The following is a 14,485-nucleotide window of genomic DNA, read 5'->3' as shown; positions in this document are numbered from 1 at the left end:
CACCGCCCCCATGCTTCGCAGGACCGGTACCACGCTGCTCGTCGTTACCCTTTTGACCGCGCTCTCCGCCACCCCCGCCACCGCCGACGGCGCGCCCTACACCGGCAAGCAGTACGACTTCGGCGGCGGGATCACCCAGATCTCGGGGACCGTGCCGACCGTCGACGCCATCGCCGACAACATCAGCACCTCGGCGGCGGCCACCGTCGCCGAGATCGCCGCGCATCGCGACACGTTGCCCTACGGCGGGATCTATCCGGCCGCGGGCACCCCCGACCAGTTGTCGGTCTACCCGGGGCCCGCCGGGGTCGCCGCGTCCGACCAGTACAGCGTCACCGCCACGCTGGGCACGGGCGGGCAGCAGGGATCGTTCGTCTACAAGTCCCTGGCCCGCAAGACCGACACCAACCGGGAACTGGACACCTCCTGGACGTCGTTCTCCTTCTCCGGCCCGGTCACCGTGCGGGTGACCAAGCTCAGCGCGGGCGCGGCGACCGGCTGCCTGGTCCGGCCCTACTCGGCGGCGATCACCACGAGCTTCGCGGGCAACGTGTGCACGTTCACGATCAGTGAGCCGGGCAACCTGTCGGTGGAGTTCGAACCGAACATCCACAACCCGGTGCTGCACCCGATGCTTGTGTTCGCCAATCCCCCCGAGGTCGACGTACCCTCGCCGACCGACCCGAATGTGCGCTACTTCGGCCCCGGCAAGCACTTCCTCGGCGCGGGCCAGCAACTGCTCAGCGGACAGACCGTCTACCTCGCGGGTGGCGCGTTCGTCGAGGCGGCGTTCATCGCCGACGGGCCGGTCAGCAACGTCACCATCAAGGGTCGCGGCGTGGTGTCAGGTCTGTTCATGGATACCGGCAACCAGGATCTGAACAAGGATCAGCCCGGCATGGTCGACATCGCCGACCAGGGCTCGCAGAACCTCCTCGTCGAGGGCGTCACGTTCGTCGACGGGCCCCGGTTCAACGTCCGGGCGCTCGCGCAGTTCACCACGATTCACAACGTGAAGACGATCTCGTGGTGGTACAGCACGGACGGCATGGTCGGTGGTCACAAGAGTTTGCTGGAGAACAACTTCGTCAAGTCGAACGACGACTCGATCAAGCTGTTCTGGGGCGACACGATCGCCCGTGGCAACACCATCTGGCAGTTGGAGAACGGCGCCTCCTTCATGATCTCGTGGAACATCCACGAGAACCCGCAGACGTTCCACGTCTACGACAACGACGTCATCCACGCCGAGCACTACCAGATCCAGAAGACCGCGATCTTCCGGGCGCTGCACGCCGGCAGCGGCACCCTGTCGCGCTACCTCTTCGACGACATTCGGGTCGAGAACGCGAACTGGCGGCTGTTCTACCTGGCCATCGAGAACAACAAGTGGTACGACCCGGCGCGTGGCTACGGCGAGCTCGACCAGATCATCTTCCGCAACATCCACGCGTACACGACCTACCAGCAGCCCAACGTCGTGCAGGGCATGGACGCCACCCACAAGGTGCGCAACGTCAACTTCCAGAACGTGTACGCCAACGGCACCTGCTTCAACAACTCGCAGGCCGGAAACTTCCAGATCGACCAGAGCACCACCAACGCCATCCGCGTCTACCGGAGCACCGACGGAAGCTGCCGCACGTGAACAAGCCCAACATCGTCATCGTCCTGGCCGACGACATGGGCTGGGGTGACCTGGGCTGCTACGGCTCGGCGATCCCCACCCCCCACATCGACGCCCTCGCCGCCCGGGGCGTCCGGGCCGTCGACTGCCACTCGGCGTCGGCGGTCTGCACTCCCAGCCGGTACGCGCTGATGACCGGCCGCTACGCCTGGCGCGGACCGTTGAAGAACTTCGTCCTGATGGGCCACGGCCCGGCGCTCATCGAACCGGAGCGCCCCACCCTGGCCAGCCTGCTCCGCACGGCCGGGTACACCACCGGCGCGTTCGGCAAATGGCACCTGGGTCTGGGTTGGCGGCAGCGGGACGGGAGCGTCCGCGACGCGTTCGCGCCCGGTGCCCGGCTGCACGACGACGTCGTGACCGACTTCGGCCGCGACATCGACTACACCGCGCCGTTCACCGGCGGGCCTCTCGAACTGGGCTTCGACCGGTTCTACGGCATCGCCGGGTCGCTTGACATGCCGCCGTACGCGTTCCTCGACCAGGACCGCACCGTCGGCGTGCCCGACATCGAGAAGCCGCACTATCTCACCGAGCAGCGACCCGGCCTGGCCGTGCCCGGCTTCGACGAGGCGGCGGTGGACACCACCTTCACCACGAAGGCCGTGGAGTGGATCCGGTCGGTCCCGGCCGACCGGCCGTTCCTGGCCTACGTGACCCCCAGCGCCCCGCACCGGCCCTGCGTACCGCCGGATGTGGTGCGCGGCGCGTCCGGGCTCGGCGACCGCGCCGACGCGGTGTGCCTGGTCGACTGGATTGTCGGGCAACTCGTCGACGCCATCGACGAGCGTGGCCAGCGTGAGGACACGCTGTTCATCGTGACAAGCGACAACGGCGCTGTCATGATCTTCGACGACGACGGGGACAGCGCCGTGCACCGGCCCAACGGCGACTGGCGTGGCCAGAAGGGTGACCTGTGGGACGGCGGGCACCGCGAGCCGTTTGTCGCCTGTTGGCCGGGCCGGCTGCCCGAGGGCGGCGTGCTCGACGCCCCGATCTGCCTGACCGACGTGCTGCCGACGGTGGCTGCCGCGGCGGAGGTCACGCTGCCCAACGGGGCCGCGCCCGACGGCGTGGACCTGCTGGAGGCGCTGCGTGGGGACGCGACTGCTGCCCCGCCCGCCGACCGGCCGCTGGTCCACCACAGCCTCGGCGGCCGGTTCGCGATCCGCCGCGGGCCGTGGAAGGCGATTTTCGCGGCCGGGTCCGGCGGCGGTTTCTCCGAACCTTCGATCTCGGCGCTGTTCAGCTCCGGATCCGGCAAGGCCCACGCCAACCCGCCATGGGACCGCGACCATCCGGTCGGTCAGCTCTATGACCTGGCGGACGACCCGGGTGAGACTGTTGATCTCTGGCAGGAGCGGCCCGAGGTCGTGGCCGACCTCTATGCCGCGCTGCGCGACATCTGCGGCGACGAATCCAGCGGGCTGCCCTTCGACGTGCTTATCGGTCCGGCTCGGCCATGACGGACAATGTGCTGGTGACGGCCTGTTGCGGGCCCGGTGCCCACCCCGACCCCGCCCACTCCGACCCGGCCCCCGGCGAGCAAGCCCGGGCGCTTCCCTTCGCCGTGCCCGCGCACGACCCTCGCGCGGTGGCGCGCGGCATGGTCGCCGTGCCCGGTGGCATGTTCCGGATGGGCAGCGAGGACCCCGACACGTTCCCCGCCGACGGCGAGGGCCCGGTGCGCGAGATCACCGTGGCCGGGTTCCGGATCGACCCCAAGGCCGTCACCAACACCCAGTTCGCCACGTTCGTCAAAGCCACCGGCTACCGCACGGATGCCGAGCAGTTCGGCTGGTCGTACGTGTTCCACCTGTTCGTCGGCCCGGAGGCCGCCGCCCACGTGCTTGACGCGCACGTCCCCCAGGCGCCGTGGTGGCTGCCGGTGGCCGGGGCGACATGGCGTACGCCCGAGGGTCCCGGCTCCGACGTGAGCAGGCGTGCCAACCATCCCGTGGTGCACGTCTCCTGGCATGACGCGTCCGCGTACGCCGCGTGGGCAGGCAAGCGCCTGCCCACCGAGGCCGAGTGGGAGAAGGCCGCCCGCGGGGGCCTCGACCAGGCCCGATTCCCGTGGGGCGACGAGTTCACCCCGCGCGGGCAGCACCGTTGCAACACCTGGCAGGGCACGTTCCCGCAGCACAACACCGGCGACGACGGCCATCTGGGCACCGCCCGGGTCGACGCGTACCGGCCCAACGGGTTCGGCCTCTACAACACGTCCGGCAACGTGTGGGAGTGGTGCGCCGACTGGTTCAGCGCCGACGCGCACCGCGACAGCGCGTCGCGCACCGACCCGCGTGGACCCCGGACCGGCACCGGCCGCGTGGTGCGCGGCGGTTCCTACCTGTGCCACGACTCGTACTGCAACCGCTACCGGGTCGCCGCTCGCACCATGTCGACCCCGGACAGCACCACCGGCCACACCGGTTTCCGCTGCGCCGCCGACGAGCCGGAAACGGACCGATGAGTCCCGAACGCCTGGACGTGGACGTGCGGTTCCTGCTCGCCAACGAACGCACCCTGCTCGCCTGGCTGCGTACGGCGCTGACGATGCTGGCCGGAGGGGTGGCGCTGCTGCACCTGTCGGACACACGGCCGCTGGCGACCGCGACGGCGCTGGGGATCTTCGCGCTCGGCATCGTCACCGCGTTCATCGGCTACCTGCGTTACCGCGCCGCGGGCGAGGCGATCCGGGCCGGTGACCTGCCGTCGTCCGGGCGCGGCGTGGTGCTGGTCACGGTCGGGGTGGTGGTGATGGCAACGGTGATCGTGGCCGTTCACCTCACCGGGCTGGGCCGAACCGCGACGTGACCTTGCCCATTCATGGAAATGCCACCGGATGTGGTCCGCGCCGAGGTCTGGCAGCTACTTGGTGTCCGGTAGCGCGATGTTGATCAGCCGGGCGGAGCTCCCTGGGTGCTCCGTGGGTGCTCGGACGTCGGGGAACTGGCACGGACTCCTTGGACTGGGACGGATTTCGACGCCATCTCCGACCAAAGTTATATCGATCTTAGTCGCTCAAGTCCTGTACCTGCGGCAGCGCGTTCGGACCAGGCTGAACGCGGCTGGACCGGGCTGGACGATTTGGTCGTGCATCGACGGATCGGACTACGGATCAGAAGGTTAGGGGTTAGAGTCCCTTCGGGCGCACAAGATCATGAGGGGGCCTGACCTGCCGTAACGGTGGTCAGGTCCCTTTGTGTGTCTGTACCTTGTGGTCGGTTGGGTGCTCGCTGGGTGCTCGTGCGACGAGCGTCCCTCACGTCAGGTCTGTCCGGTGGGCGGTCGTGGCGTCCACCCGGGTTTTGATCGTGGGCAGATGCAGTTCGGTGGGCCCCGTGATGGCGATTCAGCCGGCGGATCACGTGGGCTGGAGACTGTGGGAGCAATCCTGGACACCACCGGACCCCAACTGCTCGGGTCCACCACGGGCCAACGGCTGGCCTCGAAGGTCGAGTGTCGAGGCTGATTGATCCGGCGCCGCCCGCCCACAGTCAGAACCCGGGGTCGGATAAACCTGGCGGGTCTGGCAATTCGCGTCCGTTGCGTTCCGCGACCGTCCACAAGTATCCTCCGACGTCGTCGTTCTCCCCGTTGATGTAGTTCTCAAGCAGGGCGCCGTCGGGGTCCAGGGCGTCATACCGCGCCCACTGCTCGGTGCAGAAGAGAAAGGCCGGCAACAGGTACGGCGAGTCCGGCTCCTGGCCGCTGTCCGCGACGGCAGTCAGCGCCTCGGAGTGGCCATCGATGACGAGCTTGCACAGTTGCTCGCGGCCAGGGCCGGGGCCCAGCGCACGTAACCACCGGCGGTACCCCTCGGTCGCCGGTGCCGGGAAATCCCGGTGGCTGAGGCCCACCAACTCAAACACCATGGATGCCTGGTGGTAGCTGTCGAGCAGGTCGAACCGCCTCTTCAGGACCGCCACGACGGCGAGCCCCGTGCGCTCTCTGCCGACCGGCGCGGGCTGGCACAGATGGGTGTTGGTGAGCGCGAGATCGAGCACCGCGCGGGTCTCCAGCTCCACGTCCCCGGGACTGCGCGGCATCGGCCAGCTTCTCAGCGCGTACTCGAAGTCACCGAGTAGGACCGGGTGGTTGGTGACGCGCAGGAGGTCGGCCATCGACCCGCGCAACTCGGGATCGGTGGAATTGAGGGCGGCCGCAAGCACCCGTCTGCCGTCGGGTGGTGCGGTGACAAGTCGTACCCGTGGTTCGTGCTGGCAGTCCGGCGCGGGCGCGAGCAGGAACCGCAACGCCGGCCCCGGTGTGGCGATCAGGCCGTCCCAGACGCCGTTGGTCACCTTCTGGTCGCTGCCCCAGGCCAGGGCCAGGGCCTCCTCGGCCATCGCGGCGACCCGCCCGTCCCGCGCACCCGTCATCAACCGGGTCACCGCAGCGACGGTGCCGGCATATGGGTGCCTCAGTCGTCTACAGAGAACTCGGGCGGCGAGCCTCGCCGTCGGGCTGGTGCCGCTGACCGCAATCTGCTCCAGCATCCCTCCATCGTCGGGTTCACCTGAAGCCCGTGGGGTCCTACGGAAAGTCAGGATTCGGTGGCGTTTAGTGCCGGGCATTGGCTGTCGGAATCAAGCGTGCGAGGCCCGCGACCCGGCCGGCGCGCCGAACCCGCTGGCGCTGCAGGGCCGTGTCGACGCCACCGAACTCGTGCGGCCCGGAGATGTTGCGGTCGATCAGCCGATCTTTTCCGGAAAACTTCCGGAAAGTCATTGACGCGTTCGAAACGCCGCTGTAATACTCCGATCGCGGTGACATCAATTTCTGTCGATTAATCCAGGCGTCGTCAGGTGTCACCCGTCCCAAGGAGGACCTGCGCATGTACGTCAGCATCGGCGGTTCCGGCCGCCCGTCCGCCGCCCGAAAATCGCGTCTCACCGTCCGGTTGGCGGTGCTCGCCTCGACCGTGGCGCTCAGTGCCGCCGGTCTCGCGGTTGCCGCCACTCCGTCCAGCGCCGCCACCTGCAACGGATACGTCGGCCTCACCTTCGATGACGGGCCGACCGGCAACACCAGCGCACTGCTGTCCGTGCTGCGCGCGAACAACGTACGGGCGACCATGTTCAACATCGGGCAGAACGCGCAGGGCAACCAGTCCGCCGCGCGAGCCCAGGTCGACGCCGGCATGTGGGTTGGCAACCACAGTTGGAACCACGCGCACATGACCTCGATGAGCCAGAGCCAGATGCAGTCGGACCTCTCCCAGACCAACTCGGCGATCCAGTCGGCGACCGGCGTCCGGCCGCAGTTGTTCCGGCCGCCCTACGGGGAGACCAACTCGACCCTCCAGTCGGTCGCGTCGTCGCTTGGCCTGCGCCAGGTGATCTGGGACGTCGACTCCCAGGACTGGAACGGCGCCAGCGTCAGCCAGATCGTCTCCAACGCCAGCCGCCTCCAGGACGGCCAGGTCATCCTGATGCACGACGGCATTCAGAACACCCGCGACGCGATTCCGCAGATCGTGGCCAACCTGAGCAGCCGCAACCTCTGTCCCGGCATGATTTCGCCGAGCACCGGCCGAGCGGTGGCCCCGGACGGCACTCCGCCGACCACCACGCCGCCGACCACTGCGCCGCCGACCGGCACGCCAACCACCCCGCCGCCCACCGGCGGATGCACGGCGACGGCGACGACCCCCAACGTCTGGGGCGACCGGTACAACACCTCGGTGACGGTTCAGGGGGCCAGCAACTGGACCGTTGTCGTGGCGTTGACCGCGCCGCAGCGGGTCGCCACTACCTGGAACGGCTCCCCCAGTTGGGACAACACCGGGTACGTGATGACGATGCGGTCCAACGGCAGCGGCAACACCTTCGGCTTCACCACGATGATGAACGGCAACAGTTGGGCGAGACCCCAGATCCGGTCCTGCACCACGGGCTGATCCCGCTGGCCCGCCCGGGTCGCCGAGGACGGCTCAGGTGGGTGTGGTCGAGGCTTACGTGATCGGCCGGTGGAACCGGGCCCCCGTTCCGGGCGCGGTTCCACCGGCTGCGTCGATGTGTCCGTCAGGAGAGGGCGCAGCTCACTCCGTTGAGGGTGAAGGAACCCGGCTCGCCGGTATTACCGGTGTGGGTGGCCTGGAAGCCGATGTCGGTGGATCCGCCTGCTGCCAGCGTCCCGTTGTACGAGACGTTGCGCGCGGAGATCTGACCGCTGGAGCCCGTGTAGGTGGCGTTCCAGCCGCCGGTCACGGTCTGTCCGCTGGGCAGGGTGAACGTCAGGGTCCAACCGTCGATCGTCGATGCGCCGCGATTGGTGATGCGGATGCTGGCGGTGAATCCGGTGTTCCACGAGTTCATCGTGTAGCTCACCTCGCAGGCGCCGGACTGGTTCGGCGGGGGCGTGGTCGGCGGCGGGGTGGTGGGCGGCGGCGTGGTCGGCGGCGGCGTGGTCGGGGGCGGCGTGGTCGGCGGCGACGTGGAGAAGGTGATGTTCGAGACGTAGGAGTTGATGTTCCAACTCGCGTCCGGGTCGGTCTGGCTGGTGACCGGTCTGCCCTGGACGGTGAAGTTCTCGAAGTGCACGCCGCTGATGTTGATCGTCGACGACCGTCCGTGCAGGTTGACGACCTTCTTCACGTCTGAGGAGACGTTCGTGAAGTAGGCGTTCCGGATCGTCGAGGTGTTCTTCACCGTGCGCCAGGACGGCGGGCGATCCTCCTCCAGGTCGATCAGGCTGTCGGTCTGTTCCACCCTGACGTCTTCCCACCGGGTGTTCGAGACGACGGCGGTGTCGACCGCGTCGATCACCATCGAGCGGCCCGCCTTCACCACGTCGATGTCGCGGAAGACGATGCCGTCCATGGACGTTCCTTCGGTCTTGGTGCCGATCTTCGCGCAGGCGGAGTTGCTGTAGCAGACGACGTGCTCGTGGATGACGTTCCTGGTGTTGATCGTGCCGCTGGCGAACTCGTTCTTGGTCGCCATGTTGTCGTCGCCGGTGTAGAGGAACGCGTTCGACAGCAGGCTGTTGGTCGACTCGTCGAAGTCCACGCCGTCGGTGTTGTTGTACCCCGTCGTGGGCCGGCAGTTGATCAGCTTGTAGTTCTTGATGGTGACCTTGTCGCTGCGGTAGACGAGCGTGTTCCAGTAGCTGGAGTCGCGTACGGTCACGCCGTCGACCAGGATGTCGGAACTCTCCTCGATCTTCAGCACGGCTAGGTTCATGCCCTGGGCCCGCAGGTACTTCCCGTTCCCGTCGATGACGCCGCGGCCCAGCAGCTTGGCGTTCCGCACCTGGTACATCCGGAGGGAGGCGTGCTGCATGCCCTCGATGTTCACTCCGCCGCTGCCGGTGTTGAAGTCCGCCTTCTGGTTCGAGCCGTAGAGGACCGCGCCGGTGGCCAGGTAGAGGGTCATGTTGCTCTTCATCCACAGCTCGCCGACCTGGTACCGGCCCGGAGGCACGTACAGGACGTTGCGGCTCGCGCCGGATGCGGCGTTGATGGCGCTCTGGATCTTTGACGTGACCAGGGTCGCGCCGGTGTTGTCGACGCCGTAGTCGGCGAGGTTCTTGACGTCGGCGTCCCCCAACTGGGGCGCGTCCGTCTCGGGCGCGTCGATCAGGATGAACAGCAGCTCTTTGGCGTCGAACTGGACGATCAGGTAGTTCGGACCGCTGGTGAAGGTGATGGTGTTGCCGCTGCGGGCGACCGCGAGTTTCCGGCTCTTGGGGCTGACGGTGTACGAGCTGAAGCCCTCGGCGACAGTGACCGAGAACTCGGCGGTGCCCGTTCCCGCCATCGAGCAGTGCGCGTAGTGCACCTGCATCTCCGGGGCGTACTTCGTCATCTTCTCGACGAACAGCGGCGTTCCGGCGGTCGTGACGGTGTAGAGCGGACTCTTGGTGGCGCCGCGCAGGGCGGGATCGGCGATGCAACTGTCGGCGGCCAAGCCGGACGAGTTGGCCGTAGCCGCGGTGGTCGCACCGTAGACCGGCGCCACCAGGGTGCCTGTCCCGACACCACCGAGGACGAGGAGAGCGACTGCTGTCCAGATCGCGAGACGTTTGTTCTTCATCGGTACCTTTCTCGGGGATTTGGCGACGTTTGTCGATGTGGCCGCACAGACGGATGCCCGGCGCCGGCGGACAGATCAGCCCGACTTCGGCGGCCCTGCGAGCGCACGTGATGCGGCAGTGCCCGGATGGCTCAAGCTCGTGGCCCGGCTGGGTTCCGGCCACGCGGGCGGTCAGCCAGCGAGCGGCGGATCGGCGGTGCCCCCGGCGGCCCGGAGCCGGCCTTTCTGTGTCGCTGCGTCCATTGCTCTGTTTCCTTGCCACGGGGCCAGTCGGAGCCGGGAGCGGCTTCGGTGAGAAGCCCTCGTGCCGGACGCTACGCCGCTAAGTCGACGTTCGTCAATGAAACCGCTACCCGATGGAAACAGAAATTTTCGGATAGAGCAGCGAAACTTTCTCAGAGGGGGGAGTGGGCAGCGTCGACTCGGAGGACGCGGGCCGTGTCTACAACGGTTCCCCGGCGATCGCGTCGTACTCCCGGCGCAGCGCCGCGACCAACTCGTCGGCTCGGGCGAGCGGAACGCCGTCGAGCGCGGCGACCGGGCGTAACCCGGCGGTGGCGTTGGTCGTGAAGACGGCAGTCTCCCCGTTCAACTCGGTCAGCTCGACCCTGCCGGTCCGGTGGGCGATCCCGAGCCGGTCCAGCGCGTCCCCCAGCAGCCGCATAGTCACCCCCGGCAGGCAGGGGGCGTCCGGCCAGATGACCGTCTCCCCCCGGACGACCGCCAGGTTCCAGGTGCTCCCTTCGGCGACCCGGCCGTCCTCGGCGACGAAGAGCGCGTCGTCGAAGCCGGCCGCCTGCGCCGCCCGGCGGTGATGAACCGCCGCCCAGAGCCCGGTGTGCTTGACCTCCGGCAGTTCCCGGACATACCGCACCGACCGCAGAGCGAGCGGTGGGAGCGGCCCGGCCGGGGCGGGCCGGACCGTGACCAGCAGCCGGGGGGCAGCCGGCGCGGGCGGGCGGTCCAACCCGGGCCGGGAGTCGAAGGCGGTGACCCGGACGGCGACCGCACCGCCGCCGTCCACACCGGCCGGACCGGTGATCATTCTCCGGGCCAGGAACCGCACCCGTTCCGGATCGAGTTCCGCCCCGAAGAGGGTCCGGGAGTCCCGGCGCAGCCGCTCCAGGTGGTGGGCGAGGCCGCGCACCCGGCCCCCGGCGACCCGCATCGTGGTGAAATGCCCGTAGTTGACCAGCGCCAACACGCTCAGGTCGGCCGGGCTGACCGGGGCACCGTCCAGCTCCACTCGCTCCTCCTGTCGGGCTCGGTCAGTACTTGCTCTCCGCGGACGGGCCCTGACGGGGTCCGTAGGGCGCCGTCTCGAGCCACCGGCCGAGCGCGGGGACCACCGGTGCCAGCGTGGCGCAGCATCGCTGCCGGATCCGCATCGCCCGCCCCGGCCGCAGGTGGCGCAGCGCGACCCCGGCCGCGTCCCGGTTGTAGCGTGCCGCCGCGTGCCGCCGCGCGGCGTACCCGGGCACCGCCGCCGGATCGGCGTCCGCCGCCGCGATCGCCTCCGCGGCGGCGACGGCGTCGGCCATCCCGCTGTTCATCCCGCGCGCGCCGAACGGCGGGAACAGGTGCGCCGCCTCCCCCGCGAGCAGCACCCGATGGTGCCCGTCGGTGAGCCGGTCCGCCACCACCTGGTGGAAGTGGTACCGGGCGACCCACAGGATCCGGTCCCGGTATCGCCCCGGTACCACCGCGGGCAGCCAGCGTCGTGCCGCCTCGACACTGTCGAAGGCCGCCGGATCGTCGGTCTCGCGGCACTGGAGGTCGACCTGCCAGCCGCCGGCGAAGGGCACCAGTAGCACGGTCCGACCATCGAGGGCCGGATGTTCGTAATGGAAGGTCCGGCGCGGCGGCATGGGCCGGTTCGGATCCTCGGCCAGGTCGACGACGACGTGGAAGCCGTGCGGCCGGGGACCGTGCAGCCCCACCCCGAGCGACTGGCGGACCGCCGAGCGGGCGCCGTCGGCGGCGACGACGTACTCGCTGCTCCACCGCCGGCCGTCCCCGGTCTCCAGCGTGACCGCCTCCGGCCCGGTGGTGACCGTGTTCACCGCGGCGCCCCACTCGAACCGGACCCCGGCCCGCTCGCAGGCCGCCAGCAGCAGGCGTTCCGTCTCCACCTGGCGCAGGCTGGCGAACGGGGGCAGCCCGGGGGAGTGCGACGGATAGCTGCGGGAGTAGACCAACCGCCCCCGGTAGTACGTCTCGCGGGTCGGCCAGACCACGGACCGGTCGGCGATCTCCTCGGCGAGTTCCGGGCTGAGACCGGCGAGCAGCCGCAACGTCCGGCCGTGCACGAACAGGGCCCGGCTGCCCGGTCGGCTCCGGTCCGCCGGCTCCGCTTCCAGCACGGTGGCCGGCAGACCCGCCGATCGCAGCGCCAGGGCGGCGGTGAGACCGGTCGGACCGGCGCCTACCACGATCATCGGCCGCGCTCCGTGTCGGTGGAGCCGCGCGCCGCGCCGGTGAGTTCGCGGATCCGCTCCCGCAGCCGGCCCTTGTCCACCTTTCCCACCGCGGTACGCGGAAACGACTCGACCAGCTCCAACCGGTCCGGCAGCTTGTACGCCGCCAGCCCACGCTCCCGCAGGAACGCCACCACCTCGGCCAGGCGCGGGGCCGTACCCCGTGGTCTCGGCACCACGAAGGCGCAGGTCCGCTCGCCGAGCAGCGGGTCCGGCATGGCGACCACGGCGCACTCCCGCACGGCCGGGTGGGCCAGCAGATGGTCCTCCAACTCGTCGGCGGCGAGTTTGTCCCCACCCCGGTTGATCTGGTCCTTCACCCGGCCCTCCACCACCAGGTGCCCGCTGGGCAGGAGCCGGACCAGGTCGCCGGTGCGGAAGAACCCGTCCGAGGTGAAGGCGGTGGCGTTGTGCTCCTCCGCCCGGTAGTAGCCGCGCAGGGTGTACGGCCCCCGGGTGAGCAGCTCACCCACCTCACCGTCGGGCACCGGAGCGCCGCCGGCGTCGACCACCTTGATCTCGTCGTCGGGGGAGAGCGGCCGGCCCTGGGTGGTGGCCGTGGTCTCCGGTGGGTCGTCCAGGGCGCTCTGGCAGAGCAGCCCCTCGGCCATCCCGAACGACTGCTGCACCGTGCAACCGAGTGCCGGGCCGAATCGCCGGGCGGCTTCGGCCCCGAACTTCGCGCCGCCCACCTGGACCAGCCGCAGGCTGGACAGATCCGAACCGGCGATCCCGGCCATCTCCAGCCAGAGCAGGGCCAGCGGCGGGACCAGCCCGGTCACCGTCACCCGTTCCCGCTCGATCAGCGGGAAGACGTCCTCGACGCTCGGCGTCGGCGCGAGCACCACCCGACCGCCGACGTGCAGGGTGCCGAGGACGCCCGGGCAGGCCAGCGCATAGTTGTGCCCGACCGGTAGCACCGCCAGATAGCTGTCGGCCGCGGTCAGGCCGGCGTTCTCGGCGCTGAGCCGAAGGTTGTAGCCGTAGTCCTGGTGGGTTCGGGGAATCAGCTTCGGCAGTCCGGTCGTCCCGCCGGAGAGCAGGAAGAGCGCCACGTCCGCCGGGTCCGGGGCGGGCAGCGGCTCCGGCTCGGCGTCCACCGCGTCGAGGGCGACGAACTCCGCCGGATCACCCACGACGAAGACGTGCTCCGGCCCGGTCACCCGACGAGCGAGTTCGCGGTGGTCGAAGCCGAGGTAGCTGTCCGGGATCACCAGCGCGGTCGCCTCGCTCACGGCGCAGAGGTGGGCGAGTTCGCTCTCCCGGTGGGCGGGCAGCGCGAAGACCGGGAGCGCGCCGAGCCGGAAGAGGGCGTGGCACAGCGTCACGAACTCGATCACGTTGGGAAGCTGGACCACGACCCGGTCGCCGGGGGACAGCCCGGCCCGGCGCAGACCCGCGGCCAGCCGGTCGGCACGCCGGTCCAGTTCCCCGTAGGTCATCCGGCGGGCCGGCTCGACAAGCGCGATTCGGTCGGCGTCGGCGCCGGCCAGAGTCCGGAGCCGATCGCCGAGCGGCTCCGGCCGCCAGTAGCCCCGCTCGGTGTACCGCCGGGCGAACTCCGGCGGCCACGGTACGCACCCCGTCAGCATGGTCAGCTCCCTCCGGTCGCGGAGACATGCCGGTCCAGCCAGTCGACAAGCGGAGCCAGCGCGTCCCACCCACCCCGGACGAGGCGTACCGCTTCCTCGCCGTCGATCCCGTCCGACACCCGGTGCACCCGGTCGGCGGCCAGCGACCGGTACCGCAGCAGTTCCACCCGGGGATGATCCGCCGGGTAGCCGCGCGGCCTGGTCTTGAGCCGTTCCCCGATCAGGTGCCAGTCGTCGGCGGTGAGCTCGTCGACGATCCGTTGCAACGCGGCGCCGGAGCGACCGTCGTCGACCGCCTCGCGGTAGCGTTCGACCTGTTCGGAGGAGAGGCCGTGGTAGCCGCCGCCCAGGCGTAGCCCTTCGGCGTCGAGCTGGAGGTAGTAGCCGACGCTGTCGGCCGAACCGGCGGTCAACCCCTGGTACGTCTTGTACGGCGACTTGTCCTTCGCGAACCGGACGTCCCGCTGCGGCCGCCACACCTTGACCGCGCCGTACTTCTCCCCGAGTTCGGTGGCGAGCGCCTCCATCGGCTCGCGGACGCACGAGTCGTACGTCTCCTTGTGCCGGTGCCACTCGTCGCGGGTGTTGTGCTTCTCCAGGTTCTGATAGAAGCGGAACGCCTCGGCCGGGAAGCCGCCGAACGCCGTGGCGTCCGCGCCGTCCTGCTCTCGTCTGCTCATCGCTGGT

At 69.6% G+C, this 14,485-nt stretch carries 12 protein-coding genes; 5 read left to right on the top strand and 7 right to left on the bottom strand.

Annotation, left to right across the window (positions count from 1 at the left end; all coding sequences use genetic code 11):
- Positions 1-10 precede the first annotated feature (10 nt).
- The 4 genes from O7613_RS24815 (at position 11) to O7613_RS24800 (ending at position 4,504) form a co-directional block, all read left to right on the top strand.
- On the top strand, positions 11-1,648 hold the full coding sequence (locus O7613_RS24815; protein WP_282290271.1) for a hypothetical protein: 1,638 nt from the start codon (positions 11-13) through the stop codon (positions 1,646-1,648).
- On the top strand, positions 1,645-3,153 hold the full coding sequence (locus tag O7613_RS24810) for an arylsulfatase (protein WP_282290269.1): 1,509 nt from the start codon (positions 1,645-1,647) through the stop codon (positions 3,151-3,153). The genes O7613_RS24815 and O7613_RS24810 overlap by 4 nt, the downstream gene beginning before the upstream one ends.
- A 140-nt stretch (positions 3,154-3,293) precedes the next feature.
- Complete coding sequence (locus O7613_RS24805; protein WP_282294609.1) at positions 3,294-4,160, top strand: formylglycine-generating enzyme family protein; 867 nt, start codon at positions 3,294-3,296, stop codon at positions 4,158-4,160.
- Positions 4,157-4,504: a DUF202 domain-containing protein gene (locus O7613_RS24800; RefSeq protein ID WP_281585958.1), complete on the top strand. Its 348-nt coding sequence runs from the start codon at positions 4,157-4,159 to the stop codon at positions 4,502-4,504. Before O7613_RS24805 ends, O7613_RS24800 begins: the two co-directional genes overlap by 4 nt.
- 683 nt (positions 4,505-5,187) lie before the next feature.
- Here the strand turns inward: O7613_RS24800 and O7613_RS24795 are convergent.
- Together O7613_RS24795 and O7613_RS24790 are read right to left on the bottom strand one after the other, a co-directional pair.
- On the bottom strand, positions 5,188-6,189 hold the full coding sequence (locus O7613_RS24795) for a hypothetical protein (RefSeq protein WP_282290267.1): 1,002 nt from the start codon (positions 6,187-6,189) through the stop codon (positions 5,188-5,190).
- A gap of 64 nt (positions 6,190-6,253) precedes the next feature.
- Entirely contained in the window at positions 6,254-6,505 is a 252-nt protein-coding gene (locus O7613_RS24790; protein WP_282290264.1) for a hypothetical protein, read from the bottom strand.
- Between the two features lie 22 nt (positions 6,506-6,527).
- Between O7613_RS24790 and O7613_RS24785 the strand changes: the two genes are divergently transcribed.
- A complete protein-coding gene (locus tag O7613_RS24785) occupies positions 6,528-7,592 on the top strand; it encodes a polysaccharide deacetylase family protein (protein ID WP_282290262.1) in 1,065 nt (354 codons plus the stop codon).
- Between the two features lie 124 nt (positions 7,593-7,716).
- On the opposite strand, the gene O7613_RS30835 is transcribed toward O7613_RS24785, so the two are convergent.
- The 5 genes from O7613_RS30835 to O7613_RS24755 all read right to left on the bottom strand — a co-directional run bounded on the left by O7613_RS30835 (position 7,717) and on the right by O7613_RS24755 (position 14,478).
- A complete protein-coding gene (locus O7613_RS30835) occupies positions 7,717-9,729 on the bottom strand; it encodes a cellulose binding domain-containing protein (RefSeq protein ID WP_348775385.1) in 2,013 nt (670 codons plus the stop codon).
- A gap of 442 nt (positions 9,730-10,171) precedes the next feature.
- Positions 10,172-10,975 (bottom strand): aminotransferase class IV, encoded by an 804-nt coding sequence (locus O7613_RS24770; protein ID WP_282290260.1) that lies wholly within the window; start codon positions 10,973-10,975, stop codon positions 10,172-10,174.
- Between the two features lie 22 nt (positions 10,976-10,997).
- Positions 10,998-12,167, bottom strand: coding sequence for an FAD-dependent monooxygenase (locus tag O7613_RS24765; protein ID WP_282290258.1), 1,170 nt, complete (start codon positions 12,165-12,167; stop codon positions 10,998-11,000).
- Entirely contained in the window at positions 12,164-13,798 is a 1,635-nt protein-coding gene (locus O7613_RS24760) for an AMP-binding protein (protein ID WP_282290257.1), read from the bottom strand. Before O7613_RS24760 ends, O7613_RS24765 begins: the two co-directional genes overlap by 4 nt.
- Before the next feature lie 2 nt (positions 13,799-13,800).
- Complete coding sequence (locus tag O7613_RS24755) at positions 13,801-14,478, bottom strand: DUF2461 domain-containing protein (RefSeq protein ID WP_281585964.1); 678 nt, start codon at positions 14,476-14,478, stop codon at positions 13,801-13,803.
- Positions 14,479-14,485: the final 7 nt, after the last annotated feature.

Source organism: Micromonospora sp. WMMD975 (assembly GCF_029581215.1).
Lineage (GTDB): Bacteria > Actinomycetota > Actinomycetes > Mycobacteriales > Micromonosporaceae > Micromonospora.
Note: the sequence above shows the minus strand (reverse complement) of the source record. Positions and strands in the feature narration are given on the sequence as shown.